Source organism: Paracoccus sp. 228 (genome assembly GCF_000967825.1).
Classification (GTDB): domain Bacteria; phylum Pseudomonadota; class Alphaproteobacteria; order Rhodobacterales; family Rhodobacteraceae; genus Paracoccus; species Paracoccus marcusii.
In genome coordinates, this window is record NZ_JYGY01000002.1 from 825880 (window position 1) to 849531 (window position 23652).

A 23652-nucleotide genomic window follows, 5' to 3' on the forward strand; every position below is an offset into this window, starting at 1 on the left:
TGTCGCCAGAAAGGGTAAAGGTGGACGACTTTTACGCCGCCCGCAGCAGGATCATCCCGCCGCTACCGTGGCCGACTTTTGCACCGCCGTTCTCAACTCGCCTGTTTCAATCGGCTGTCAGGAGCTGATCAATCAGCATTCTTCGATCATGTCCGGCCAGGGCCTCAGCATGAATGAGTTTGCGGAGCTCGGGCGACTGGACAAGGCCCATCGTACGGCGAACCCAGGCGTGCATTCGTCACCACTTCTCGGTCGAGCAAGTGATATTGCCGTTGCCATTCGCCCACTTAAGCGCGTTCGGCCGGCACTTCGATCACGCTATCTGGTTAAAGGGTGGCTGGATCGTGGAGCATTCAGCGTGATCTATGGCGAGTCCAACGTGGGGAAGACATTCTTCGCGATGGATTTGGGTCTGCACGTCGCTGCTGGTGCAAACTGGCACGGGCATCGAGTTCCAACGGGTGACAAATTCGCCGGGCCGGTTCTGTACGTTGCGGCAGAGGGCGGCAGCGGTATCAATAACCGCATTGAGGCGATGCGTCGCCAGTACCCTGATTTGATGAACCAGATTGAGGAGGCTGGTGACTTCAGTCTTCTAGCAGCGCCGCTGGACCTCTGTACCTCAAATGACGCGGATTATCTGATCGAAGCCATCCGGAGCGGCTTCCCTATAATGCCTTCGCTAATCGTTGTGGACACGCTGGCGCGAACCATGGGCAACGGCGATGAAAACATGGCGAAAGATATGGGTTTGTTTGTGCGCAATATCGACATGCTGCGCGAAGTAACCAATGCCCACGTCATGGTAATTCACCATAGCGGCAAGGACGCAAGCAAGGGCGCTCGCGGCTCTGGCAGCCTGCGGGCGGCAGCGGACACAGAGATAGAGCTGACGCGCTCTGACGACGTCGTAGTGGCCGAGGCACGAAAGCAGCGAGATATGCCCTGTGAGGGCGTCTTTGCCTACCGCCTCAAGTCAGTGTTCTTGGGCACTGATGATGACGGCGACAAAGTTACAAGTGCTGTTGTCGAGCAAGCGGACATTCAGAAGACAGACAAGCGCGAGCGTGTGTCCGGACGTGTCCAAGTAGCACTGAATGCACTGCACGACGCCCTACGCGACAAAGGGCGGGTTATTAGATCTTCAGAGTTGCCCAATGTCCCTGTGGTCGAACTGGCCGAATGGCAGGCGTACTGCGATCGTGTTGGACTGACCGACAGCGACAATGCCGATACCAAGGCCCGGACCTTCCGGCGTCACCGGGATGCATTGATGGACAAAAACCGAATACGAATTTTCGACAACTATGTCTGGGTGACGGACAAAGCGGACAAGGCACGGACAAACTCGGACTTGTCCGCGACAGATCCGGACGGACACGGACACCCCCCTATAAGGGTGTCCGTTTGTCCGTCCGCCCAATCTGCCTACGGCGATGACGCAGATGCGTTCCATGATCCGAATTCAAGCTACTGGCAAAGGACCGACCAATGACTGCCAACCAAGACTTTTCCATCATCAAGATGGTCGTGATCGATGCTGCCGTGAACATGCAGGGCAATCGCCTCTTGGCAGCATTCGATATGGCGATGAACGGCATGAAGGTCCGCGGGTGCGTGCTGACAGAGAAGGCCGACGGCGTAGTGAAAGCCAAGGGACCGATCGGCAAGACGCATCGCGGCGTCGACATCAGCGTCACCTTCGATGATCCGGCCATGGCCCGTGCTGTCACCCGCAAGGCTGCATTGGCCTACTGCACGCTGACAGGGCGTGAGGTGGCTGATGAGTAATCCCATCAAGGCAGGCGACGTGGTGCGTCTCAAGAGCGGTGGCAGCAAGATGACTGTGACCCATGTCGATCACAGCCCGCCGATCTGCAGCTGCGCATGGTTCGTCGAGGGCACGGTGCATCGTGCTGACATCTATGCCGTGGCCCTGACGACCGACCTGGGCAGCAGCACGACTCGGTTCATCGCATGATGTGCTGGCCGCTACCTTATTTGCGTCGGTTAAGGAGAGCTGTTGTCAGGGAGGTCGTTACAGTCTCAACAACTGCTACTGCTATGCTGGCAACTCCTTCAGCCAACGCATTGGACCCATCGCTGCCTTTGACCTCGCGGTTGGCGTGCGCCTTTCTCAGGGCATCGCGCAGCCAGTCGTCATTGGCCTGCTGTCTCTCGGTTCGCATCAGTGCCTCCATGAAGTCAGCGATCAATGAGATGGTGCGTCGCTTTGCAGAGTCAAGGTGCCGACCCCGGGTGGTCGCCAACTTTTCCCCTAAGGCGGGGACCGGCGCGTGGGGGTTCGTGCAAGATAGAACCGAATTGGAGATTTTCGGATGAGTGAAACCCAACAGAATGACGCCCCGCCGATCGACCGCTGGCGCCTCGATGCGGTGCTGGAGACGCCTGTGAAAGGCAAGTTATGGGGGCTGCCAAGCATCGCCGCCTTCCTGGGCGTGAGTAAGGCCACTGTGCGGCGGTGGGCGCGTCATCAGGAGGTGCCGATCTATCAGCCCCCAGGCACGAAAGCCTATTGCGCTTTTCAGAGCGAACTGCGAGCATGGCAGAGAAGCAAGCCGCTGAATTGAATAGCGAATTGCGACGTTTTGATACCCTCTGGCATCTGACGAACTGACTCTGGCCCCTGTATCGTGGGGCCATGAAGATCTGGTCCCTTTTCCGCCCGGCCTCCGCGCCCGACAAGAAGTCTCTAGCCGTCCCCGACGTGGCTCTGATGAGTATTCTCGGCGCCAATTTGTCCACCGGCAATGGCATCCCCGTCAGCATCATGGACGCCCTGCGGGTGCCTGTGGTGGCAAACTGCATCCAGCTCATTTCCGAAGCCGTGGCCTCCCTCGACGTGCATGTGACGTATCGGGATGGTGCCGATGAGATCGAGGTAACCGACCACCCGGTGCTATCCCTCCTTCGTGGCGAGGCAAACGACTGGACAAGTTCGTTTGAGCTGATCCGGTCCATCATGGTCGATGCAATGGTGTCCGATCAGGGCGGCATGGCCTGGGTGAACCGCGTGAATGGCCGTCCCCAGGAGGTCATCAGCTACCGCCAAGGCACGCTGACCTTTGAGACGGATCTGGATACGGGCGAGCGCAAGTACAGCTTGGGCAATCGCCGCATCGCAGGCCGCGACGTGATCCACCTGATGCCCCCGCTGCAGCACAGCCCCCTGACGCTGGCGCGCGATGCGATCGGCATCGCCGTTGCCCTCGATCGCCATGCAGCCCGCCTGTTCACCCGCGGCGCCAAGCCGGGCGGGGCTTTGAAGTTCCCGAAAGGGATGGCCGAAGATGCGGTGAAGAAGATCCGTGAGTCCTGGCGCGCGACCCACGAGAGCGAAGACAGCAGCGGCCGCACGGTGATCCTCTACGACGGCGCCGAGTTTGAGGCCATCACGCTCAACAGTACCGACGCCCAGTTCCTCGAAAACCGGAAGTTCCAAGTCGCGGAAATCGCGCGGGCCTTCAACGTGCCGGGCCCGATGATTGGCGACCTCAGCCAAGCCACCTGGAGCAACAGCGAACAGAAGGGCCGGGAGTTCCTGTCCTACACGCTGGAGCCGTGGCTGCGGGGCCTGGAGAGTGCCCTGAACCGGGCCCTGTTCACCGACGACGAGCGGGGCCGCTACCGCGTGCGCTTTGATCGCGACGACCTCACACGCGCCGATCTGTCGACCCGTGCCACCGTCATCAACAGCCTGATCGCCAGCCAGACCCTGAACCCGAACGAGGGCCGCAGCTGGCTGGGCCTGCCCCCGCGTGAGGGCGGTGACGCCTTCCTGAACCCCAACATCTCTGCGGCACCCTCGACAGAAGGCATCCCCAAATGAGCACCTATGAAACCGAGATTGCGCAACCGATCACCAGCAAGGGCAAGCCTCTGGCCGTTTTGGTCCGCATGTCGCCCTTCGCCCCGCAATGGCCCGCGGCAAATGTCCGTGGTCAGGTGGAAAAGGCATTTCCCGGGCTGCCCGTGATCTTCGTCGATCAGGGCACCACGGTCGAGGTGATCCATGCAGCTGAATGACATCCTTGCCGACGCGCAGGACCAGGACCGGGGCCGCGACTTTGAGCTGGCCGATCCGGTGACTGGCAAGCCCGCAGGCATCACCCTACGCCTTGCCGGCCCCGATAGCGCCACGCAGCACCGCGCCCGCCTGGCGCTGACGGACGAGCTTTCCGAAGCAATGGGCGACGACGGCCGCGTGAGCGCTGTCGATCGGGAGAAAGCCCGGCTGAACAGCCTCGCCCGCTGCATCCTGGGCTGGCACATCCTGGAGGATGGTGAACCGGTCCCCTTCACTCACGCCAACGCCCTGCGGCTGCTGAGAGGCGCCCTGTGGGTGCAACAGCAGGTCGACGCGTTCGCGTCTGATCGAGCAGCCTTCCGGGGGACTTCGGCATGAGCAAGATCGACGTCAAAGCGCAATTCACCGTGGACGAGGCTGGCGTGGTCGAGGGCATCGCATGGCCCTTCGGCAGCCCCGACCGCGTGGGCGACGTGATCGAGCTGGGCGCCTTCGCCAAGACCCTGCCGCCTATTCCGATGCTGGCCTTCCATGAGCAACGCGAGACCGTGGGTGTCTGGGACGAGATACTGGAAACCCCGGCGGGCCTGCAAGTGAAGGGGCGGCTTCTGATCGAGGATCTGCCCCGCGCCCGCGAGGTCCGGGCGATGATCCGTGAGCGCGCCCTGTCGGGCCTGTCGATCGGCTTTTCCACGACCAAGGCAGCCCCCCGCAAGGGCGGCGGCCGCACAATCTCTGCCCTCGAACTTCTCGAAATCAGCGTGGTGGCGGTGCCTGCCCACCCTGGCGCGCGCATCACCTCCGCAAAGGAACACGACATGAGTGAACAGACCCAAACCCCGGACATCGCGGCCCTCGAAGCCAAGATGACCGCCATGGAACAGAAGGCCGACACGTCGGCGCTGGTGAGCCGGCTGGACAAGCTGGAAGCCAAGGCGAACCGTCCCTTTGGTGGAACGGTTGAAGCGAAGCCCGATGCCGTCGAAAAGAAGGCATTCGAGAGCTTCATCCGTCGCGGGATGCACTCGCTGAACGAGGACGACCGCAAGACCCTGAACATGGGCACGGATACGGCTGGCGGCTATGTCGTCGCGCCGGAGTTCTCGACCCGCGTTCTGCAGACGCTGTCCGAGCGATCCTCGATGCGCGCCATTGCCAACATCATGGCGATCGGCACGACCGAGATCATCATTCCCACGCTGACCGGAAATGTTCAGCCGGGATGGGTTGCCGAGATCGGCCCACGCCCGGTGTCCGAACCCACCTTCGGCCGCAAGTCGATCACCGTTCACGAGCAAGCCGTGATCGTCCCCGTCTCGCAGCAGCTGCTGGAAGACAGCCTGATCGACCTGGAAGCGTTCCTGCGCAACCACATCGCCCGCGAGTTCGGGAAGATGGAAGAAGCGGCGTTCGTGAATGGCGACGGCGTGGGCAAGCCCCTGGGCTTCCTGGCGGAGGCTGCCGACTATGAGACGATCACCACGGCGGTCGACGGTTCCGGCCTGGTCGATGACCTGATCGCGCTGTTCTATGCCCTGCCCACGGAATACGCCCGCAATGGAACGTGGGTGATGAACCGCGCGACCATGGCGGCGATCCGCGGCGCGACGGACAATACCGACCGGATGATCTGGGGCGACAGCCTGAGCAACGGCCAGCCCGCGACCCTGCTGGGGCGTCCGATCCGCGAAATGGTCGACATGCCCTCGCTGGCCACCGGCGCCTATGCCGCTGCCTTCGGTGACTTCAACGCCGGCTACCAGATCGTTGATCGCATCGGCATCCAGACCCTGCGCGATGACTTCACCGGGGCCGATCAGGGCATCGTCAAGATCCGCGCCCGTCGCCGTGTCGGTGGCGCGCCGGTCATGCCGGAAGCCATCGCCGTTCTGCGGGGGGCGTGATCGTGAGCCAGACCAAGAGCCAAGCCCAGATCGACGCATTCGTGGCTGATCTGAAAAAGACCAAGGGCGGCGTCCAGGTTCGTGAGGAGGATGGCGAGACGATCGTCACCACCCGCGACGGCGACGTGCACCGCTTCAAGATCAAGAAGGCCGACTGATGCCGGTTCGCGCGCCCCGGATCTGTTCTTGCGGCAAGATGGTGCCTTCGGACGCCAAATGCCCTTGCCAGATCCAGCGCGCGGCAGAGCGGAAAGCCCGCTTCGACAAGACCCGGCCCAACAGCAGCCAGCGCGGATACAATCGGGAATGGGCCAATGCCCGTGCCCGGTTCCTGCGCCAGCACCCCTACTGCGTGGCCTGCGGTGCCAAGGCATCGCTGGTCGACCACAAGACCCCCCATCGCGGCGATCAGACCATCTTCTGGGACAAGTCCCGCTGGCAGTCGCTGTGCACCCCCTGCCACTCGGGCGCTAAGCAGAGACTGGAGCGCCGCCAGCATAGGACACCAACGCCATGACGATCTACACCACCGCAGGCACCCGCCTTTACATTGGCGGCCCTCTCGCGGCCAAATCCAGCGACTTCGAGGCGGCCGACTTCGCCAGCCAGATGTGGGTCGAGATCGATGAAACCGAGGGCCTGGGCTCGGCCGGTGACACCTCGTCGGAAGTCACCTTTGACGGCATCAACTCGGGCCGCACCCGCCGCCTGAAGGGCACCAAGAACGCCGGTACGATGGAGGTCGTCTGTGGCCTCGATCCCGCAGATCCCGGCCAGATTGCGCTGGTCGCGGCAGAGCGAGCCAAAGGCGACTATGCGTTCCGCGTGGTTCTGGCCGATGCCCCTGCCGGCGGCACGCCCTCGGAGCGCATGTTCGTGGCTCAGGTCGGCAGTGCGTCGGAAACTTACGACAGCGCCAACAGCGTAATGAAGTTCAACGCGACGCTCTGGATCAACAGCAACATCGTCAAGATCGACGCTGCCTGATGCTGTTCGCGACCGCCGGCACCCGCTTGTTTATCGCGGATCGTGACACGACACCCGTGCCGGCGGGAGCATGGGTCGAGATTGCTGAAACGGAGGCGGTCGGGTTCCTGGGCTCGCAATGGAACATGGCAGAAGCTGAAATCGCATACATGGGCGCGCCTGACGTGGAAATGGAGGTGGTTCAGCATAAGCGGTCCATTCGCCGTCTCCCCATGCAGGTTGTCATGGGGAACGACCCCACAGACCCAGGACAGCGGCTGCTGTGGGCGGCGCATTACTCGACCAGAGACTTCCAGTTCCGGCTCGCCTTTCCAGACGGCACCAATGCTCGCCAATGGCCCGGCCTCGTGACCGCGATGAGCGAAGTCTTCGATACCGCCAACAACGTGATGCGGCTTCAGGCTGACATCCTTCCGACTGCCCAACCCACCATGACGGGAGCCTGAACCATGCCGCTAGAGCCTGTCATGAGCCTGCCAGAGTTGAAAGCCCACCTGTCCCTGACCGTTGACCAGGACGAGGATGACGCCCTGCTGCAGGCTAAGCTGGACGGCGCTCAGACCCTGATCGAGCGGATGCTGGGCTTCGGCCTGGTGACACGGTTCGAGACAGAGGACGCGGTGCCGGCCGATCTTCGCGAAGCGATCCTGCAGCTGGCTGCGTGGTGGTACGAGAACCGCGAAGCTGTCATGGAGCCCGGCGCGCCGCTGCCCTTCGGTGTGGCCGACATCATCGACGCTAACCGCGATTGGACCTTCTGATGGCGGATGATGGCGGTCTGGCGAAATTCCAAAAACGCATGCGGGCGATCCCCGTCGCAGCGCGGGCGGCGGTCCAGCCGGCGCTTGCCAAAGGCGCCTATGAGATTGCTGACATCATCGAGGGTCTGGCTCCCGAGGATACGGGTGACCTGAAGAACTCAGTGGCCGTGACCCTGGGAGGCCACTCGACCCCGCCCTATTCGCAGCCCGGTGGCGCCGAAGTGGTCCCTGAGAACGCCGCGGCCATCACCGTCGGCAGCTCCGACGTCCGGTATCCGCACCTGGTGGAATACGGGACTAGCGACACGGAGGCGCAGCCTTTCTTCTGGCCGGGCTATCGCCTTGGCCGCAAGCGTGCCCTGAACCGCATCAAGCTGGCGATCGGCAAAGCCATTCGGGAGGCGCGGTGATGGAGCTGGAGGTTCAAAAGGCCCTGCGCGCCCGCCTGATCGGTCAGTCTGCGGTTAGTGAGTTGGTCCCCGCAGCCCACATCCTCGACACCAATCAGCGTCCTACGCCCAAGCCCTCGATCATCCTGGGCGAAAGCCAGTCCGTCGATGAGGGCACAAGCATTCACCGCACCCGCACCCGCATCTTCCACACTCTGCACATCTGGGCGCGTGAGGCGTCGCTGGAGCGGGCAAAGGCCATCGGGGGTGCCGTGCGTGCGGCAATCGCAACCGGGCGCCTGGAGCTGCCCCAGGGGCTGCACTGCGCCGATCTGCTGGTGACCAGCCAACGCTACATGCGCGACCCGGACGGCGAACACTCCCACGGCGTGCTGACCGTAGAGATCCTGGTGACGGAGGCCCGGCCATGAAATCCGGCAAGCTGATCGAAACCATTGAGATCGAGCATTCCACCGACACCGTGAACGATTACGGCACGCCCGAAACGGTCTGGCGGCCCTTTGCCAGCGTCCGCGCCGAACGGATCGACCAGACCACGGAAGAGTTCATGCGGGCCGGCGGTGCCATTGACGAGGAAGCCGTGGTGTTCCGCATCCGGCACCTCGACGGGGTGTCCAATGCTGATCGTGTTCTGTGGCGCGGCGAGGCGTTCAACGTTCGACAGGTGACGCCCATCGGCCGTCGCAAGGGCCTCGACCTGCGCTGCACGAGGCTGCCGGGATGAAGGGCACCAAACCTCAACTGCGAGAAGCTGACGCCCCTCTGGAGCTTACGGAGGCCCCGGCGTGGCTGTCGGACGCGGCTCGAAAGGAATGGGCGCGGGTGATGCCGGTCCTGATCGAACGCCGTATCCTGACCGATGCCGACCTTGGCGGCCTTGAAAGCTACTGCATCTGCATTGGCCGGGTGCGCCAGATGGAAGCCCTGATCCAGGCAGAGAGTGACGCAACCGCGATGCTGCCGATGATACGCGCCCAGGACAAGGCAATGGTCACAGCCAGGCAGCTGGGCGCTGAACTGGGTCTGACGCCTGTCAGCCGGTCCCGCCCGGCAATTCGCGACGATGGCGACGAGGACGATACTGACAACCCGCTGGATATGGGCTGATGAGCAAAGCGTCCTCGACCTTCCCGGAATGGATCTATGACGGTTCGGAGATCCCGGACCCCTACGGCTACGGTGAGCGGGCGGTGAACTTCCTGCGCGCCCTGCGTCATCCAAAGTCGATCCTGCCCAAACGCGGCTTTCAGTTGGACCCTTGGCAGGAGCGCATCGTCCGGAAGATCTACGGTCCGCGCCACGAGGACGGCACCCGGATCACTAACACCGTGGCGCTGCTGCTGCCCCGCGGCAACCGCAAGACCTCCTTGGCTGCTGCTCTGGCGCTGCTGCACACCATTGGCCCTGAACGCAGGCCGGGCGGGGAAGCCATCTTTGCCGCTGCGGATCGCAAGCAGGCCGGCATCGGCTTCCGCGAGGCGGTGGGCATCATCCGCGAGGACAAGCGCATCGTGGCAGCCACCGGCATCTATGACGCGCACAACGCCCCGAAGAAACTGATCTATCGCAAGGACGCGTCCTATTTGGAGGTCATCTCTGGTGATGGTGGCCCCCAGCATGGCCGCACGCCGGCATTCGTCCTGGCCGACGAGATCCACATCTGGAAAGGCCGCGACCTGTGGGAGGCGCTGACCACCGGCCTTGAGAAGATCGATGACAGCCTGCTGGTCGTGGCCTCAACGGCCGGGCGGGGACAGGACACGCTTGCCTTCGACTTCTTCGAGGATGCCCGCAAGGTTGCCCGTGGCGAGGTCGATGACGCTTCAATCCTGCCGATCCTCTTTGAAGCAGACCGGCGCGACGACTGGCAGGACGAGGAGCTGTGGCACCGGGTGAACCCCGGCCTCAAGTACGGCTATCCAAGCCTTGCCGGGTTCCGGCGCCATGCCAAGCGATCGCAGCGCAGCGTGGGCGACCGGCAGTCTTTCAAGCAGCTCAAGCTGAACATCTGGCTGGACGCCTCGACCGAGCCACTGGTGGACATGGACATCTACGACCAAGGCGCAAAGGACTATGACCTCGACACCCTCAAGGATCAGCCGTGCTGGCTGGCGGTGGACCTTTCCTCGACGGTCGACCTGTCGGTGATCGTGGGGTGCTGGCGGGTTGCGGAGGGGTATGCAGTCAAGGCGTGGTTCTTCTGCCCTCAGGATACGATCGACAGCAAGGACGATGGCGGAATGCTGGACGATGACGGCGTGGCGCAGCGTGAGAGCCAGTCCGGAGCACCCTATAGCCAATGGGTTGAAGATGGGTTGGTCACGGCCACGATGGGGTCGGTGATTGATTACGCCGAGATCGAGAGCAAGATCATCGAGCTTTGCGAGGAGCTGAACGTGCAGGAGATCGCGTTCGACCCGCACATGGCTCGACAGGTACAGCCGAAGATCCTCGACGCCGGATTGCCTGCCGTGGACTTCCGACAGGTGCCGTCCCTGATGATGCCCGCGGCGATGGAGCTGGAACGGGCCCTGTTGGGCGGCGAGTTCCACCACGGCGGCAACCCGGTCCTGCGGCACTGCTTCGCCAATGTCGTCGTAAAACGCAACGACCACGGGCATGTCGTCAAGTTCACCAAGCCTAAGAAGTGGTTGTCGATCGACGGCGCAGTGGCAGCGGCAATGGCCGTGTCGCGAGCGGCTGCGAACGAAGGCGGCTTCACCACCAATCAACCTTGGTTCGCTGACGACATGTGGACCGCATAGGAGGCGACAATGGCCGCAGGATCAGAAGAACGGCTCATGGTGATGCTGGAGGCCCGGATCACGGACTTCGAGCGGAAGATGCGCCAGGCCGAACAGCGCGGCACCCGGACCTATCAGGGCCTGCAGCGTGGGTCGCGAATGGCAACCCGGCAAATGAGCGGCGACATGAGCCGGATCGGCGGGCTTGCCACGGCGGCAGCCGCGAGCATCCTGAGCATCGGCGCGGCCATGAACAAGGTCCGCACGTCATCGGACGGCTATAAGACGATCATCAACCAGCTCCGGTCGATCGGGCAGGAGTCAGACGCAGCGGTGGACAAGCTGCTGGCTGTCGCTGTCCGGTCCCGCGCCCCGATCGAGGACCTGGCGACATCGGTGGCCCGGATCCAGAAAGCCACCGGCGACAGCTACGATGTCACTCTGCGCCGGGCCGAGACGCTGAACAAGATCCTGGCGGTTGGCGGATCGACCGCGGCCGAGGTCAGCTCGGTCGTCACGCAGCTCTCCCAGGCCCTCTCTGCCGGCGCGCTGATGGGCGACGAGTTTGCCAGCCTGCGTGAAGCTGCACCCGTGGAACTGCTGGACGCAATCGCGGCGGCGATGGGGACCACGCGGGACAAGCTGAAAGAGCTTTCCTCGGAGGGCGCCATCACGGCGGACGTCGTGACCAAGGCCCTCGACAGCATGGCTGAGTCCGCAGATGCGAACTTTGCCAAGACTGCGCAGACCACCGGGCAGGCGATGACCAACATCAACAGCGCCCTGACCACATTCATCGGTCGTGTGGACGAGGGCACGGGCGCGTCGGACACGATGATTGCCGCGCTGAATAACCTCGCGACATGGCTGGTCGAAAACGCTGACGAGGCCACGGCACTTGGGCAGTCTCTTGGCGCCATGTTCGACGTCGCCAATGAGCGCGTGGGCGAGTTCATGGCCCTGATCGACGGGATGGCGGATGCCCTGCGGGAAGGATTCGATGCCGAACCGATGGAGGGCTTTGGAGACGCCATTCAGCGCGTCATCGACTTCATTGCTGACATGAACGGCGTCATCGAAGGGTCTGCCGCAGTCGCCCGCGAGGCGTTCCTAAACATTGGTGACAGCGTTGCCGCAGGGCTTAACGCCGCCATCAACGCTGTCATCGGTGCCGTCGAGTCGATGGTGAATACGGTCATGGGAGGGGTGCGCAGGGTTGCCGGCGCCATCGATGCCGTTACTTCCGCCATGCCCGGCACGGAAGGGACCAATCTTGCAGCCGGTGTCCATGACGTGAAACTGGACCGACTGGACCCAATCCCCCCCGGTTCATCAGGCAAACCGCTGGCAGAGGTTTACACCGAAGCCAGGGACGCAGGCGCCGCCCGGGTGATCGACGCTATGGACGAGGCCAACAGGGATTACGGCGGCCGGCTGGCAGGACGTCAGATAGCCAACCAGACGCCTTTGCAGCTTGGGCTCCCCCCGGTAACCCCACCAGCGACAACAGCGCCTGGCACGGCACCTGGGGGCAGCTCCAATGCATTGAGCACTGGTGGCAGTGCCGGCGGTGGACGGAGGGGCCGTACCGGCCGCGCAGGCGGCAGAGAGGAAAGCCCGTTCTTCGGCAACATCGAGCAAGACCTGACAAATCTGGAACGCCAGATCAGCCTGATCGGCAAGTCCAATGAGGAAGTGGCGACAGCACAAGCCCGGTGGGAAATGCTGGACGAGGCCAAGAAGCGCGGCATCCCGGTCAACGAAGAGCTTTCAGCGCAGATCGATACGCAAGCCGAGCAGTTCGGTCGCCTGACTGGTGAACTGGAGAGAGCTGAGATTGCTCAACAGCAGTTCGATCAGGCAGTGGACGGCATTGCTGGTGCCTTTGCCGATGCTCTGGCGGGAGGCGAGAGCCTGCGGGAAGGCTTGGCGAACGTATTCCAGCAGATCGCGAATGACCTGATCAAGAGCGGCATCCAGAACATGATTGCCTCGCTGTTCAACGGGGGCTCTGGCGGGGGAGGCGGCGGCGGTGGATGGGCGGGTGCCATTCTTGGCGCGATCGGCGGGTTCTTCGGTGGCGGAAAGTCGGGGCCCTCGTTTGCAACGGGCGGCTTCACCGGCATGGGTGGCAAGCACGACCCGGCGGGCATCGTTCACCGCGGCGAGTACGTCATGAGCGCGCAGGCGGTACAGCGCCTCGGGGTGGGCAAGCTAGATGCCATGCACAAGAGCGCCTTGCGAGGCTACGCCAGCGGCGGCCCCGTTGGAGTATCGGCTCCCGCAGCCGCCAACGCATCCGACGAAGGCAAGACTACGATCATGGTCGAGCTATCTCCGGATCTAACCGCCCGCATCCTTGATCAGGCTCGCGGCCAAAGCGTCAAGATCAGCCAGGAAACTGCCGCAGCACAGGCCAAAGCACTGCCCTCGCAGATCCAGAGGGCGCAAGCCAATCCGAGGAGGCGCTGATGAGACGTCTGCAGAAAGCCCTATGTGCCACGCTGGAAGCCGTGCTGGAGGGAAAGAAGCCCCGGCTGCCTGACGCAGGGGCAGAAATCCTCGATGCCTTCATGGCGCTGTCACGGGCCCGGACCTATCACGCCCACGGGCCAAACCCGATTACCTGGGAGGCGATGGCGGCCTGGTCGCAGATGATGCGCCGCCCGCTGCCACCGCATCACGCCGAGATCGTCATGGCCCTGGACGATACCTGGATGCAGAACGCTGCGCGGAAGATGGCGGGAGGTGCTGCTACAATCCCGGCGGTGTCCAGCACCCCGCTGTCGGCCGGGCTGTTCGATGCGCTGACGGGTGGGTAAATATGGAAAATCAGCGGACTTTCCCGGCCCAAGGCTATTTTAGGGTCTCCGCTCACCTTTCGGAAGCGGTACACAGAACTGGCTCTTATCCAGTTGAGATAAAGTTAAGATGCCAAAATTCAGTATGTTCCTGCCGACCACAAAGTCAAATGGACCGAAAAAGGTGCCCGAAGAACCCGCACTGCAATCAGTAGAAATCACCATTGGGATTTGATCAAACAATAGGTGAATGCGGTAGTAGCTAGTCGGGGTTATCCCATCGGCTGTGTGGACATTTCCGGTTCTAATAAGCGTTGGCCTTAAACGGCGCACGGTTTCCATTGGCATTACGCAATGGTCTGCGCCGGTATCTATAAGGCCAACAGCCGGCACACAGTCAACTAAGTCCACTCCATTGTCTTTGGACGATATCACAAGACTGATCACAGGATACATAACGCCACCAGGCGCCGTTACCCAAGTGATGGGTTCGCAATTAAAAACAGAGGCCGCGCTGCCAGAGTTATCGGCACTCATCCAACAATTCCGAACAGCCTATCACATTCCGCCTGGTCCCTTTGCAGCTGATCCACGGCGCTGTCCTCGACCTCTAGACCGTCTGCGAAAGCGTCCAAGTCATAGCGGTCATAGAGACGGCGAGTGCCGAGGATCCGGCGCGGCAGGCCCAATGTGCGAAGTGTCGTTTCGCTGATCCCAATGTAACGAGCCGCCTGTGGCGCGGATAGCAAGCGGGGAGGATAAGTTAGGTCGACCCTGGGCAAGGGCTGTACTCCACTGTGGTCAGCTCAAATCGATTAGATCGCACGGGTGTATGTCTGGGTCATTCGCACCCACAAAAGTTACCCTGATCTCGCCATCCTTGATTACCAAGCTTGCGACCTTCACACCCTGCTTTTCCAAGGCCGCTACCAATCGCGCTGCGCGATGCTCGAGACTCAGTGCCATTAGGCCTTTTCTCGCGCGGACTGCAGGAGGTACCTAATCATCTCAGGCCGGGTTGGTTCAGGGTCTAACTTCGCACGCTCGCTGTCGAGCCAAGCAAGCATATCAGGCGCCAATCTTAGGTTGATCGCAGTCGAATTAACAGCTGGGCGACCCCGCGGCCTCTTTGTATTTTCTGGCACCTAAAAATAATCCTTGACCTGCAAGGTTAGATGGTGCCAGAAAAGAAGCGAGCTGGCAAGGTGCTACAACACCTGCCAGCCCTAACCGAAACCCGATCTTAGAAGGAGATCGAGAATGGCTGATAATTGCCATAACACCCCCGACTTGCCAGGGCAAAGCCCCTCGCATCAGGCCGAACGAAAAGCCCGCCCGCTGGAAGACATCATGCACGATGCCATCATGCTGCATGCCTTCGCCCAAGGCGTCTATGAGCTGCACGACACAATCAAGACTGACCAGTCCCCCGCATCCAATGCCATGCCCGCCATGTTCGACAGCCTCATTGAACGGGCACACCGTCTGGCCGAGGACATCGAGGCTTATGATTTTGTGGAGCGCCGGGGATGAAAACCGAACGCGATTACCGGGACGAGATCGATCGTGTCAGCGAAATTCTGGGCGATGTCGAATTGCTGGTTTCGGCGCTGTCTGTAGTTGCAGACCAGCTGCAGAACATGCCGGCGCACGGGGAGATACACATTTTGCGGAACGCCGTAGTCGGGATCAGCCGTGCGCTTGATCGTGAGATTGCAAACATAGGGTAACGTCACACACCGTTTAAACTCCCAAGCGTTCCCGCGTCTTCCAGTTCGTGATGGGGGGACGTGCGGGGGGATAACTATCCGAAATCGGAGATTAACCAATGAAGACAGCATCTTGCAAAGATGACTGGCGGAGGCGGTGGGATTCGAACCCACGGTGGACTTTCACCCACGTCGGTTTTCAAGACCGGTGCATTTAACCACTCTGCCACGCCTCCGACCGCTGCGGACTAGCGCGGCGCGGGCGTTTGCGCAAGCCTTCAGCGGGTCAGGGTGATCACGCGGTCGCCGCCCTCGACCTGGATCGCGGACAGGCGCGACAGGCGCAGGAAGCTGATCGGCAGCGCCACCGTGATCGTGTCCGTGACGGGATTTGCGGGCAGGGCCGCCGCGGGATTGTCCGCGACCGGGGGCGAGGCCACGAAGCGCAGGCGCAGGACGCCGTCCGGGTCGGGCTGCAGCTGGTCGCCGGACCGCGGCACCGACCGGACCAGGGCGGCCGAGTGATAGCCCTTGACCGGGGCAAAGCCGCGCAGCACCAGCAGGCGGCCGTCGCTGAGCGGTTGCCATTCGGCACCCAGGATCTGCGGCACCGCGGGGCGGGCGTCCTGGGCCGTGGGATAGCCGCCTTCCGGGGCCAGGGTTTCGGGGGTCGACGCACCCGCGCCACGCCAGCCAAGCGGGTTCCAGCCGCTGTCGCCGAACCGCCCGCAGCCGGACAGGATCAGGGCGCCGATCAGCAGCGGCAGGGTAAATCTGGTCATGGCATGTCCCCTTGGCGGTCCTTGGCCCCGTGATAGGCGATCCGGGCCGCGCCGAAAAGCCTCTTTGACCTGACCGCCGCGGCGCGCTAGGCCATGACCCCTGATATCAGGAGAGACCCATGGCCACCCCCGCCTTCGAGGACATCGCCGAAACCTTCGACTTTCTGGACGATTGGGAAGACCGCTATCGCCACCTAATCGAGATGGGCAAGGCCCTACCGCCCATGGACTCCGCGGTGCAGGTCCCGGCCACCAAGGTCGACGGCTGCGCCAGCCAGGTCTGGATCCTGCCGCGGATCGAAGGGCGCAGCTTTGACTTTCAGGGCGACAGCGATGCGCTGATCGTGCGCGGCCTGATCGCGGTGCTGCACGCGCTGTATGCCGGGTTGCCGGTGGACCAGGTCGAGGCGGTGGACGCCCAGGCCGCGCTGGCGCGCCTTGGGCTGGACGAACACCTGTCGGCGCAACGATCGAACGGCGTGCGCGCGATGATCGCCCGGATCAGGCAGCTGGCCGCCGACGCAGGCTGATCCAGCCGCCACCCAGGACGCGCGTGCCCTCGGCCTCGTAGAAAACGCAGGCCTGGCCGGGGCTGACGCCGTCCTCGGGATCCAGAAGTTCGACCTCGGCACGGCGGCCGGGCAGGGGGCGCAGGATCGCGGGCCGCGGCGGGCGGGTGGACCGGATGCGGACCAGGCAGGCGATCTCTCCCTCAAAGGGCTGATCGCCCAGCCAGTTCACCTCGGTCACGGCGACGGTGCGCGTCGACAGCGCCTCGCGCGGGCCGACGACGACGCGGCGCGTCTCCGGCTCCAGCCGCAGCACATAGAGCGGGCTGCCGCCGCCGATGCCCAACCCGCGCCGCTGTCCGATCGTATAATGGATCACCCCGCGATGGGTGCCCAAGACGGTGCCCTGCTGGTCGACGATCTCACCGGGATCTGCGGCACCGGGGCGCAGCTTCTCGATCACCGCGGCATAGTCGCCGTTGGGGACAAAGCAGATATCCTGGCTGTCGGGCTTGTCTGCGACGGACAGGCCGTAATCGGCGGCCAGGGCGCGCGTCTCGGCCTTGCTGACCAGATGGCCCAAGGGAAAGCGCAGGAAATTCAGCTGTTCCTGGGTGGTCGAGAACAGGAAATAGCTCTGATCGCGGTTCGGGTCGGCCGCCATGTGCAATTCGGCGCGATGCGCGCCGTCCTTGCGCTGGATGTAATGGCCGGTCGCCATGCAGTCGGCATCCAGGTCGCGCGCGGTTTCCAGCAGGTCGCGGAACTTGACCCGCTCGTTGCAGCGGATGCAGGGAACGGGCGTCGCGCCGGCCAGATAGGCATCGGCGAATTCGTCGATGACCGATTCGCGGAACTTGTTCTCGTAATCCAGGACATAATGGGGAAAGCCCATGCGTTCGGCCACGCGACGGGCATCGTGGATGTCCTGGCCCGCGCAGCACGCGCCTTTCTTGGCCAGTGCAGCGCCGTGGTCATACAGCTGCAGCGTGACCCCGATGACGTCATAGCCTTCGGATTTCAGCTGCGCCGCAACGACGGAACTGTCCACGCCCCCCGACATCGCCACGACGACACGCGTCTGCGCAGGGGATTTTGCAAAACCAAGGCTGTTCAGTTCGGTCGCGGGCGCATCGGCACGCAGGGCAGCGGTCAGGGTCATGGATGATCTTTCGGCCCGCCAGGGGCGGTGCTGGTCGGGCGGCAAAGGGATTTGCGTCAAAATATAGGCAAATTGGTCGGATTCTCAACCCCGGCCGGGGTCGAAATCCCGATCAGGCTAACCGTGCCTTAAGTGCTTTCGACCAGAACTTGCAGAACGTGACGGAAGGACGCTGCAATGTTCGTGAAAAAGACCACAGGCCCGCGGATCGTGACACTGGCGGATGGGCGCATCCTCAGCGTGGCGGATCTGCCGATGGCCGACACCAGATGGGTCGCCAGCCGCAAGCAGACGGTCGTGCTGGCGGTGTCGCACGGGCTGATCAGCCGCGACGACGCGCTGCGCCGCTATGGCCTGTCGGAGGAGGAGTTCGACGGCTGGTGCACCGCGGTCGCGCGCCACGGAAAGGCGGCTTTGAAGGTGACGGCGCTTCAAAAGTATAGACAACCATAAGGTGCATGACGCAGAAGGAATGCAAGTGGTAACGACATATTAACCTGTTCGTCAGATTGTCGGGACATGACCTTCGGCGAATCGGGGAAAGACCAAGCCATGCGAATCCTTCTGGTAGAAGACGACCCAAGCACTGCACGGGCGATCGAACTGATGCTGACGGCGGCCAGCTACAACGTGTTCCTGACCGACATGGGCGAGGAGGGGATCGATCTGGCCAAGCTGTACGATTACGATCTGATCCTGCTGGATCTGGACCTGCCCGACATGCACGGGATGGAGGTCCTGCGCCATCTGCGCCTGGCCCGCATCGACACGCCGATCCTGATCCTGACCGGGTCCGACGACACGGAAAGCAAGTTGCGCGGCTTCGGCTTCGGCGCGGACGATTACATGACCAAGCCCTTCAACCGCGAAGAGCTGCAGGCTCGCATCCAGGCGATCATCCGCCGCTCCAAGGGGCACAGCCAGGCGCTGATCCGGACCGGAGAGATCACCGTCAACCTGGACGCCCGTTCGGTCGAGGTGAAGGGCAAGCCGGTGAACCTGACCGGCAAGGAATACCAGATCCTGGAACTGCTGAGCCTGCGCAAGGGCACGACCTTGACCAAGGAGATGTTTCTGAACCACCTGTACGGCGGCATGGACGAACCCGAACTGAAGATCATCGACGTGTTCATCTGCAAGCTGCGCAAGAAGCTGTCCGAGGCCTTGGGCGGCGAGAGCCACATCGAGACGGTCTGGGGCCGCGGCTATGTCCTGCGCGATCCGGGTCCGGGGCAGGCGGAACGTCTGGCGATCGGGGCCTGATACGGGGCTTCTGGACGATTGCCTGCCCTTGGGCGATACCCACATCTGAGACGGTCGCGTGTTTCGGCCGGATGCGGATGATGGGGGCGGCGATGGCGCAGGACAAGTCGGTGGGGCAACCGGACCGGAAGATGGATCGCGGTCAGGCCGCGGACCGCATTGCGGATCTGGCGGCGCGGGTCGCCGCCGCGAACCAGGCCTATCACGCCGAGGACGCACCGCAGATATCGGACGCTGAATACGACGCGCTCAAGGCGCAGCTGGCGGCGCTGGAGCGGGACTTTCCCGATCTGGCGCTGCCCGACAGCCCGACCGGCAAGGTCGGCGCCGCCCCGGCCGACGGCTTCGGCAAGATCGTCCACGCGCAACGCATGATGTCGTTGGGCAATGCCTTCACCGAGGGCGACGTCGCCGACTTCACCGCCCGCGTCCGCAGCTTTCTGGGCCTTGCCCCCGACATGCCCCTGGAGGTGACGGCCGAGCCGAAGATCGACGGCCTGTCCCTGTCGCTGCGCTACGAGGGCGGCGTGCTGGTCCATGCCGCGACCCGCGGCGATGGCGTGGTGGGAGAGAACGTGACCGCCAACGCCCGCACGATTTCCGACATCCCCCACCAACTGGAGGGTGACGTCCCCGCCATCCTTGAGGTGCGCGGCGAGGTCTACATGGGGCATGACGACTTTGCGGCACTGAACGATGCGGGGCGGGTCTTTGCCAATCCGCGCAACGCGGCTGCGGGATCGCTGCGCCAGATCGACCCGACGGTGACCGCGCGCCGGCCGCTGCGCTTCTTCGCCTATGGCTGGGGGCAGCTGTCCGAACCGCTGGCGCCGACGCAGATGGCCTCCGTGGAGCGGCTGGCCGCCTTGGGGTTCCAAACCAATCCGCTGACGCGCCTGTGCACCGACACCGCGCAGATGATTGCCACCTGGGCCGAGATCGAACAGCAGCGCGCCACCCTGGGCTATGACATCGACGGCGTGGTCTACAAGGTGAACGACCTTGCGTTCCAGGGGCGGCTTGGCTTTCGGTCCACCACGCCCCGATGGGCCTTGGCGCACAAGTTTCCGGCCGAGACCGCCTGGACCCGGCTGGAGCGGATCGAGATCCAGGTCGGTCGCACGGGCGCCCTGTCCCCCGTCGCGCGGCTGGAGCCCGTGACCGTGGGCGGCGTGGTCGTGTCAAACGCGACCCTGCACAACGAAGATTACATCGCCGGGCAGGACAGTTCTGGCGCGCCCATCCGTGACGGTCGCGACATCCGCGAGGGGGACTGGGTCAAGATCTATCGCGCCGGCGACGTGATCCCCAAGATCGCCGATGTCGACCTGTCGCGCAGGCCCGCGGACAGCGTGCCCTATGTCTTTCCGTCGCACTGCCCCGAATGTGGGTCCGAGGCGATCCGCGAGCCGGGCGACAGCGTGCGCCGCTGTACCGGCGGCCTGGTCTGCCCCGCGCAGGCCGTCGAGAAGCTGAAGCATTTCGTCAGCCGCGCGGCCTTCGACATCGATGGGCTGGGCGCCAAGCAGATCGAGATGTTCTTCGCAGACGACCAGCTGCCCATCCGCGAGCCCGCCGACATCTTCACCCTGGCCGATCGCGACGCCCGGAACTTCACCAAGCTGAAGAACCGCGAGGGGTTCGGCGAACGCTCGGCCGAAAAGCTGTTCGCCGCGATCGAGGATCGCCGTTCGATCCCCATGGCCCGGCTGATCTTTGCCCTGGGCATCCGCCATGTGGGCGAGGTCGCGGCCGCGACCCTGGCCCGCCATTTCCACGACTGGCCTGCCTTGATCGCCGCCATCGACGGGGCGGTACGGGAGCCCGCCTTTGCCGCCCCGGACGACAAGGCCCGTCGCGCGGCGTTGGCCGACAGCCCGAACTGGGCCGAGCTGACCGGCATCGACGGCATCGGCGCGGTGCTGGTCGATTCGCTGGTGACGACGTTCGCGCAGCCGACAGAACGCGCCAGCATCGACCGGCTGGCGACCCTTCTGGACATCCGGCCGGTGGATACCGCTAACGCGGTGCAGACCGAGATTTCCGGCAAGACGCTGGTCTTCACCGGTACGCTGGAGCGGATGACCCGCGCCGAGGCCAAGGCGCGGGCCGAGGCGATGGGGGCCAAGGTCGCGGGGTCCGTCAGCGCCAAGACCGACCTGCTGATCGCGGGGCCCGGGGCGGGGTCCAAGGCCGCCAAGGCCGAGGCCCTGGGCGTCACCGTCATCGACGAGGACGAATGGCTGCGCATCGCGGGGGTCGGATGACCGCGCCCAAGGGCCGCCCGCCCGCGTTGTTCCCGCTGTTCGCGGCCATCGACACGCTGCCCGGCATCGGCCCCAAGGGCCGCGCCGCGCTGGAACAGATGGGCATCGACAAGCCGCGCGACCTGGTCCTGACGCTGCCGGTCAGCGGCATCACCCGCCGCCGCATCGCGCGCATCGCCGACGCCCGCGCGCCCGAGATCGTGACGATCACGGTGACCGTCACGCGCCACCACCCGCCCCAGGTCCGCGGCCGCCCGTTCCGGGTGCATTGCACCGACGGAGAGGGCGACCTGACGCTGGTGTTCTTCCGTCCGCGCGACAACTGGATCGAAAGCCAACTGCCCGTGGGCGCGCGCCGCATCCTCAGCGGCAAGCTGGAACTGTTCGACGGGCTGGCCCAGATGGTGCATCCCGACCACATCCTGGCGGATTGCGAGGCGCTGCCGCCCAGCTTCGAGCCCGTCTATCCCCTGTCGGCGGGGCTGACGCAGAAGGGCATGGCCAAGGCCGTCGATGCCGCGCTGTCCCGGCTGCCCGCGGTCGAGGAATGGATCGACCCGCAGCTGATCGCGCAGCGCGGCTGGCCTTCATTCGCCGAGGCGCTGCATCAGGCGCATGCGCCGCAATCGCCCGGCGCGCTGTCGCCCGACAGCCCGGCGCGGGCGCGGCTGGCCTATGACGAATTTCTGGCCCATCAGATGACCTTGGCACTGGTGCGGCGGGACAAGCGGCGGCTGAAGGGGCGGGCCAGTGCGGGTGACGGCGCCCTGCGCGCGCGGGTGCTGCAAAGCCTGCCCTGGCCGCCCACGGGCGCTCAGACCCGCGCGATCGCCGAGATCGCCGATGACATGGCCAGCGCGCGCCGCATGAACCGCCTGCTGCAGGGCGATGTCGGCGCGGGCAAGACGCTGGTCGCGCTGATGGCCGCCCTGGTCGCGGTCGAGGCCGGGGGCCAGGCCGTGCTGATGGCGCCCACCGAGATCCTGGCCCGCCAGCATGCCCGCGCGCTGGAACCGCTGGCGCGTGCGGCAGGGGTGCGGCTGGCCGCGCTGACCGGGCGTGACAAGCGCGACCTGCGCGGCCAGATCCTGACCGATCTGGCGGATGGAACCATCGACATCCTGGTCGGCACTCATGCGGTGTTCCAGAAGGACGTGACCTTCCACGACCTGCGCCTGGCCATCATTGACGAACAGCACCGCTTCGGTGTGGCCCAACGGCTGGAGCTGTCGGCCAAGGGCGACGTGCCGCCCGACATGCTGATCATGACCGCGACGCCCATCCCCCGCTCGCTGGCCCTGTCGCAATATGGCGATCTGGACGTGTCGGTGCTGGACGAAAAGCCGCCGGGGCGCCAGCCCATCACCACGGTGATGATCGCGGACACGCGGTTGGACCAGGTCACCGAACGCCTGCGCGCCGCGATGGCGCAGGGCGCGCGTGCCTATTGGGTCTGCCCCCTGGTCGAGGAGAGCGAGGTCACCGACCTGACCGCGGCAGAGGCGCGGTTCACCCATCTGCGGGCGATCTTCGGCGACAGGGTGCGGCTGATCCACGGCCAGATGCCCCCCGACCAACGCGACGCTGCGATGGCCGATTTCGCCGACGGCACGGCGCAGCTGCTGGTCGCCACCACCGTGATCGAGGTGGGCGTGGACGTGCCGCAGGCCACGATCATGGTGATCGAACGCGCCGAAAGCTTTGGCTTGGCGCAGCTGCACCAGCTGCGGGGTCGGGTCGGGCGCGGGGCAGGGGCCTCGACCTGTCTGCTGATGTATCATGGGCCCTTGAACGAGACCGGGGCTCGCCGCCTGACCACGCTGCGCGACACCGAGGACGGGTTCCGCATCGCGGAGGTCGACCTCGAGATGCGGGGCGCGGGCGATGTGATCGGCACCGCGCAATCGGGCCTGCCGCGGTTCCGCATCGCGGACCTAGAACACCAGGCCGGGCTGATGGCCGTGGCGCGCCAGGACGCACGGTCGCTGCTGGAACGCGACCCCACACTGGAGACCCCGCGGGGGCAGGCGCTGCGGCTGTTGATGTGGCTGATGCAGCAGGATCAGGCGATTCGACTGATCCAAGTCGGCTGACAAGGCGGAATGTTCTTAAAAAGTTCTTTACCGAATCGAGAGAACATGAGAACAAAGAGGCAACAGAGAGGAGTTGCCGTCATGACCAAAGACACCGCCATCGATCTGATCGGGGCCGCCGCGCTCAGCCTGACCACCATTGTCCTGCTGTGGCTGCCCGCCATGCTGCAGGTCTGACCGACTGCCCCGCGACGCAGGGATGGCGCCCCGCC

The 23652-nt window shown here is 64.1% G+C and carries 29 protein-coding genes and 1 tRNA gene; 27 read left to right on the top strand and 3 right to left on the bottom strand.

What is annotated here, in order from left to right:
• The 22 genes from SY26_RS09390 to SY26_RS09490 form a co-directional block, all read left to right on the top strand.
• The coding region (locus SY26_RS09390; protein ID WP_198143129.1) for a helicase RepA family protein at positions 1-1495 on the top strand (1495 nt) is incomplete at its 5' end.
• On the top strand, positions 1492-1791 hold the full coding sequence (locus SY26_RS09395; RefSeq protein WP_046000214.1) for a hypothetical protein: 300 nt from the start codon (positions 1492-1494) through the stop codon (positions 1789-1791). The genes SY26_RS09390 and SY26_RS09395, both read left to right, overlap by 4 nt.
• Positions 1784-1981, top strand: a complete 198-nt coding sequence (locus SY26_RS20475) for a YodC family protein (RefSeq protein ID WP_046000215.1) — start codon at positions 1784-1786, stop codon at positions 1979-1981. The genes SY26_RS09395 and SY26_RS20475 overlap by 8 nt, the downstream gene beginning before the upstream one ends.
• Before the next feature lie 358 nt (positions 1982-2339).
• Positions 2340-2591, top strand: coding sequence for an AlpA family transcriptional regulator (locus tag SY26_RS09405; protein ID WP_046000216.1), 252 nt, complete (start codon positions 2340-2342; stop codon positions 2589-2591).
• A 71-nt stretch (positions 2592-2662) separates the two neighbouring features.
• Positions 2663-3850, top strand: coding sequence for a phage portal protein (locus tag SY26_RS09410; protein WP_046000217.1), 1188 nt, complete (start codon positions 2663-2665; stop codon positions 3848-3850).
• Positions 3847-4047 (top strand): hypothetical protein, encoded by a 201-nt coding sequence (locus SY26_RS21090; RefSeq protein WP_157020457.1) that lies wholly within the window; start codon positions 3847-3849, stop codon positions 4045-4047. The genes SY26_RS09410 and SY26_RS21090 overlap by 4 nt, the downstream gene beginning before the upstream one ends.
• On the top strand, positions 4034-4426 hold the full coding sequence (locus SY26_RS09415; protein WP_046000218.1) for a hypothetical protein: 393 nt from the start codon (positions 4034-4036) through the stop codon (positions 4424-4426). Before SY26_RS21090 ends, SY26_RS09415 begins: the two co-directional genes overlap by 14 nt.
• On the top strand, positions 4423-5952 hold the full coding sequence (locus SY26_RS09420) for a phage major capsid protein (protein WP_046000219.1): 1530 nt from the start codon (positions 4423-4425) through the stop codon (positions 5950-5952). Before SY26_RS09415 ends, SY26_RS09420 begins: the two co-directional genes overlap by 4 nt.
• 2 nt (positions 5953-5954) lie before the next feature.
• Positions 5955-6110 carry a hypothetical protein gene (locus SY26_RS21095; protein WP_157020458.1) on the top strand — a complete coding sequence of 52 codons (156 nt, stop codon included), beginning with the start codon at positions 5955-5957 and terminating at the stop codon, positions 6108-6110.
• On the top strand, positions 6110-6469 hold the full coding sequence (locus tag SY26_RS20480) for an HNH endonuclease (RefSeq protein ID WP_046000220.1): 360 nt from the start codon (positions 6110-6112) through the stop codon (positions 6467-6469). Before SY26_RS21095 ends, SY26_RS20480 begins: the two co-directional genes overlap by 1 nt.
• Positions 6466-6939, top strand: coding sequence for a hypothetical protein (locus tag SY26_RS09430; RefSeq protein WP_046000221.1), 474 nt, complete (start codon positions 6466-6468; stop codon positions 6937-6939). Before SY26_RS20480 ends, SY26_RS09430 begins: the two co-directional genes overlap by 4 nt.
• Positions 6939-7385, top strand: a complete 447-nt coding sequence (locus tag SY26_RS09435) for a hypothetical protein (RefSeq protein ID WP_046000222.1) — start codon at positions 6939-6941, stop codon at positions 7383-7385. Before SY26_RS09430 ends, SY26_RS09435 begins: the two co-directional genes overlap by 1 nt.
• 3 nt (positions 7386-7388) lie before the next feature.
• The gene (locus SY26_RS09440; RefSeq protein WP_046000223.1) at positions 7389-7700 is read left to right on the top strand and encodes a head-tail connector protein; all 312 of its coding nucleotides are present in this window, start codon (positions 7389-7391) and stop codon (positions 7698-7700) included.
• The gene (locus SY26_RS09445; protein WP_046000224.1) at positions 7700-8110 is read left to right on the top strand and encodes an HK97-gp10 family putative phage morphogenesis protein; all 411 of its coding nucleotides are present in this window, start codon (positions 7700-7702) and stop codon (positions 8108-8110) included. The genes SY26_RS09440 and SY26_RS09445 overlap by 1 nt, the downstream gene beginning before the upstream one ends.
• On the top strand, positions 8110-8520 hold the full coding sequence (locus tag SY26_RS09450) for a DUF3168 domain-containing protein (protein ID WP_046000225.1): 411 nt from the start codon (positions 8110-8112) through the stop codon (positions 8518-8520). The genes SY26_RS09445 and SY26_RS09450 overlap by 1 nt, the downstream gene beginning before the upstream one ends.
• Positions 8517-8834: a phage head closure protein gene (locus SY26_RS09455; RefSeq protein ID WP_046000226.1), complete on the top strand. Its 318-nt coding sequence runs from the start codon at positions 8517-8519 to the stop codon at positions 8832-8834. Before SY26_RS09450 ends, SY26_RS09455 begins: the two co-directional genes overlap by 4 nt.
• The gene (locus tag SY26_RS09460; protein ID WP_046000227.1) at positions 8831-9217 is read left to right on the top strand and encodes a phage terminase small subunit P27 family; all 387 of its coding nucleotides are present in this window, start codon (positions 8831-8833) and stop codon (positions 9215-9217) included. Before SY26_RS09455 ends, SY26_RS09460 begins: the two co-directional genes overlap by 4 nt.
• Positions 9217-10875 carry a terminase large subunit gene (locus tag SY26_RS09465; RefSeq protein WP_046000228.1) on the top strand — a complete coding sequence of 553 codons (1659 nt, stop codon included), beginning with the start codon at positions 9217-9219 and terminating at the stop codon, positions 10873-10875. Before SY26_RS09460 ends, SY26_RS09465 begins: the two co-directional genes overlap by 1 nt.
• A gap of 36 nt (positions 10876-10911) precedes the next feature.
• On the top strand, positions 10912-13326 hold the full coding sequence (locus SY26_RS09470) for a tape measure domain-containing protein (protein WP_046000229.1): 2415 nt from the start codon (positions 10912-10914) through the stop codon (positions 13324-13326).
• Positions 13326-13676 carry a hypothetical protein gene (locus SY26_RS09475; protein ID WP_046000230.1) on the top strand — a complete coding sequence of 117 codons (351 nt, stop codon included), beginning with the start codon at positions 13326-13328 and terminating at the stop codon, positions 13674-13676. The genes SY26_RS09470 and SY26_RS09475 overlap by 1 nt, the downstream gene beginning before the upstream one ends.
• A 1239-nt stretch (positions 13677-14915) precedes the next feature.
• Complete coding sequence (locus SY26_RS09485) at positions 14916-15188, top strand: hypothetical protein (protein ID WP_046000232.1); 273 nt, start codon at positions 14916-14918, stop codon at positions 15186-15188.
• Positions 15185-15385: a hypothetical protein gene (locus SY26_RS09490; RefSeq protein ID WP_046000233.1), complete on the top strand. Its 201-nt coding sequence runs from the start codon at positions 15185-15187 to the stop codon at positions 15383-15385. Before SY26_RS09485 ends, SY26_RS09490 begins: the two co-directional genes overlap by 4 nt.
• A gap of 125 nt (positions 15386-15510) precedes the next feature.
• Here the strand turns inward: SY26_RS09490 and SY26_RS09495 are convergent.
• Positions 15511-15600: transfer RNA gene (locus SY26_RS09495), tRNA-Ser, on the bottom strand.
• Between the two features lie 42 nt (positions 15601-15642).
• Complete coding sequence (locus SY26_RS09500) at positions 15643-16146, bottom strand: hypothetical protein (protein ID WP_052715207.1); 504 nt, start codon at positions 16144-16146, stop codon at positions 15643-15645.
• Between the two features lie 119 nt (positions 16147-16265).
• Here SY26_RS09500 and SY26_RS09505 point away from each other — a divergent pair, with 119 nt between their 5' ends.
• Positions 16266-16676: a SufE family protein gene (locus SY26_RS09505; RefSeq protein ID WP_045982037.1), complete on the top strand. Its 411-nt coding sequence runs from the start codon at positions 16266-16268 to the stop codon at positions 16674-16676.
• Here the strand turns inward: SY26_RS09505 and mnmA are convergent.
• Positions 16648-17817, bottom strand: a complete 1170-nt coding sequence (mnmA, locus tag SY26_RS09510; RefSeq protein ID WP_157020459.1) for a tRNA 2-thiouridine(34) synthase MnmA — start codon at positions 17815-17817, stop codon at positions 16648-16650. The two genes, SY26_RS09505 and mnmA, sit on opposite strands and share 29 nt — an antisense overlap.
• A 177-nt stretch (positions 17818-17994) precedes the next feature.
• Here mnmA and SY26_RS09515 point away from each other — a divergent pair, with 177 nt between their 5' ends.
• The 4 genes from SY26_RS09515 (at position 17995) to recG (ending at position 23440) form a co-directional block, all read left to right on the top strand.
• On the top strand, positions 17995-18270 hold the full coding sequence (locus tag SY26_RS09515) for a DUF1153 domain-containing protein (RefSeq protein ID WP_042249233.1): 276 nt from the start codon (positions 17995-17997) through the stop codon (positions 18268-18270).
• A gap of 99 nt (positions 18271-18369) precedes the next feature.
• Positions 18370-19080, top strand: a complete 711-nt coding sequence (gene ctrA, locus SY26_RS09520) for a response regulator transcription factor CtrA (protein ID WP_042249236.1) — start codon at positions 18370-18372, stop codon at positions 19078-19080.
• Positions 19081-19157: 77 nt separating this feature from the next.
• Complete coding sequence (gene ligA / locus SY26_RS09525; protein ID WP_369799419.1) at positions 19158-21347, top strand: NAD-dependent DNA ligase LigA; 2190 nt, start codon at positions 19158-19160, stop codon at positions 21345-21347.
• Complete coding sequence (gene recG / locus SY26_RS09530) at positions 21320-23440, top strand: ATP-dependent DNA helicase RecG (RefSeq protein ID WP_232303302.1); 2121 nt, start codon at positions 21320-21322, stop codon at positions 23438-23440. The genes ligA and recG overlap by 28 nt, the downstream gene beginning before the upstream one ends.
• The last annotated feature ends 212 nt before the right edge of the window (positions 23441-23652 follow it).

Coding starts and splice junctions, on each gene's coding strand:
- SY26_RS09395 (WP_046000214.1), top strand. CDS start 1,492: ATGACTGCCAACCAAGACTTTTCCATCATCAAGATGGTCGTGATCGAT.
- SY26_RS20475 (WP_046000215.1), top strand. CDS start 1,784: ATGAGTAATCCCATCAAGGCAGGCGACGTGGTGCGTCTCAAGAGCGGT.
- SY26_RS09405 (WP_046000216.1), top strand. CDS start 2,340: ATGAGTGAAACCCAACAGAATGACGCCCCGCCGATCGACCGCTGGCGC.
- SY26_RS09410 (WP_046000217.1), top strand. CDS start 2,663: ATGAAGATCTGGTCCCTTTTCCGCCCGGCCTCCGCGCCCGACAAGAAG.
- SY26_RS21090 (WP_157020457.1), top strand. CDS start 3,847: ATGAGCACCTATGAAACCGAGATTGCGCAACCGATCACCAGCAAGGGC.
- SY26_RS09415 (WP_046000218.1), top strand. CDS start 4,034: ATGCAGCTGAATGACATCCTTGCCGACGCGCAGGACCAGGACCGGGGC.
- SY26_RS09420 (WP_046000219.1), top strand. CDS start 4,423: ATGAGCAAGATCGACGTCAAAGCGCAATTCACCGTGGACGAGGCTGGC.
- SY26_RS20480 (WP_046000220.1), top strand. CDS start 6,110: ATGCCGGTTCGCGCGCCCCGGATCTGTTCTTGCGGCAAGATGGTGCCT.
- SY26_RS09430 (WP_046000221.1), top strand. CDS start 6,466: ATGACGATCTACACCACCGCAGGCACCCGCCTTTACATTGGCGGCCCT.
- SY26_RS09435 (WP_046000222.1), top strand. CDS start 6,939: ATGCTGTTCGCGACCGCCGGCACCCGCTTGTTTATCGCGGATCGTGAC.
- SY26_RS09440 (WP_046000223.1), top strand. CDS start 7,389: ATGCCGCTAGAGCCTGTCATGAGCCTGCCAGAGTTGAAAGCCCACCTG.
- SY26_RS09445 (WP_046000224.1), top strand. CDS start 7,700: ATGGCGGATGATGGCGGTCTGGCGAAATTCCAAAAACGCATGCGGGCG.
- SY26_RS09450 (WP_046000225.1), top strand. CDS start 8,110: ATGGAGCTGGAGGTTCAAAAGGCCCTGCGCGCCCGCCTGATCGGTCAG.
- SY26_RS09455 (WP_046000226.1), top strand. CDS start 8,517: ATGAAATCCGGCAAGCTGATCGAAACCATTGAGATCGAGCATTCCACC.
- SY26_RS09460 (WP_046000227.1), top strand. CDS start 8,831: ATGAAGGGCACCAAACCTCAACTGCGAGAAGCTGACGCCCCTCTGGAG.
- SY26_RS09465 (WP_046000228.1), top strand. CDS start 9,217: ATGAGCAAAGCGTCCTCGACCTTCCCGGAATGGATCTATGACGGTTCG.
- SY26_RS09470 (WP_046000229.1), top strand. CDS start 10,912: ATGGTGATGCTGGAGGCCCGGATCACGGACTTCGAGCGGAAGATGCGC.
- SY26_RS09475 (WP_046000230.1), top strand. CDS start 13,326: ATGAGACGTCTGCAGAAAGCCCTATGTGCCACGCTGGAAGCCGTGCTG.
- SY26_RS09485 (WP_046000232.1), top strand. CDS start 14,916: ATGGCTGATAATTGCCATAACACCCCCGACTTGCCAGGGCAAAGCCCC.
- SY26_RS09490 (WP_046000233.1), top strand. CDS start 15,185: ATGAAAACCGAACGCGATTACCGGGACGAGATCGATCGTGTCAGCGAA.
- SY26_RS09500 (WP_052715207.1), bottom strand. CDS start 16,146: ATGACCAGATTTACCCTGCCGCTGCTGATCGGCGCCCTGATCCTGTCC.
- SY26_RS09505 (WP_045982037.1), top strand. CDS start 16,266: ATGGCCACCCCCGCCTTCGAGGACATCGCCGAAACCTTCGACTTTCTG.
- mnmA (WP_157020459.1), bottom strand. CDS start 17,817: ATGACCCTGACCGCTGCCCTGCGTGCCGATGCGCCCGCGACCGAACTG.
- SY26_RS09515 (WP_042249233.1), top strand. CDS start 17,995: ATGTTCGTGAAAAAGACCACAGGCCCGCGGATCGTGACACTGGCGGAT.
- ctrA (WP_042249236.1), top strand. CDS start 18,370: ATGCGAATCCTTCTGGTAGAAGACGACCCAAGCACTGCACGGGCGATC.
- ligA (WP_369799419.1), top strand. CDS start 19,158: ATGATGGGGGCGGCGATGGCGCAGGACAAGTCGGTGGGGCAACCGGAC.
- recG (WP_232303302.1), top strand. CDS start 21,320: ATGGCTGCGCATCGCGGGGGTCGGATGACCGCGCCCAAGGGCCGCCCG.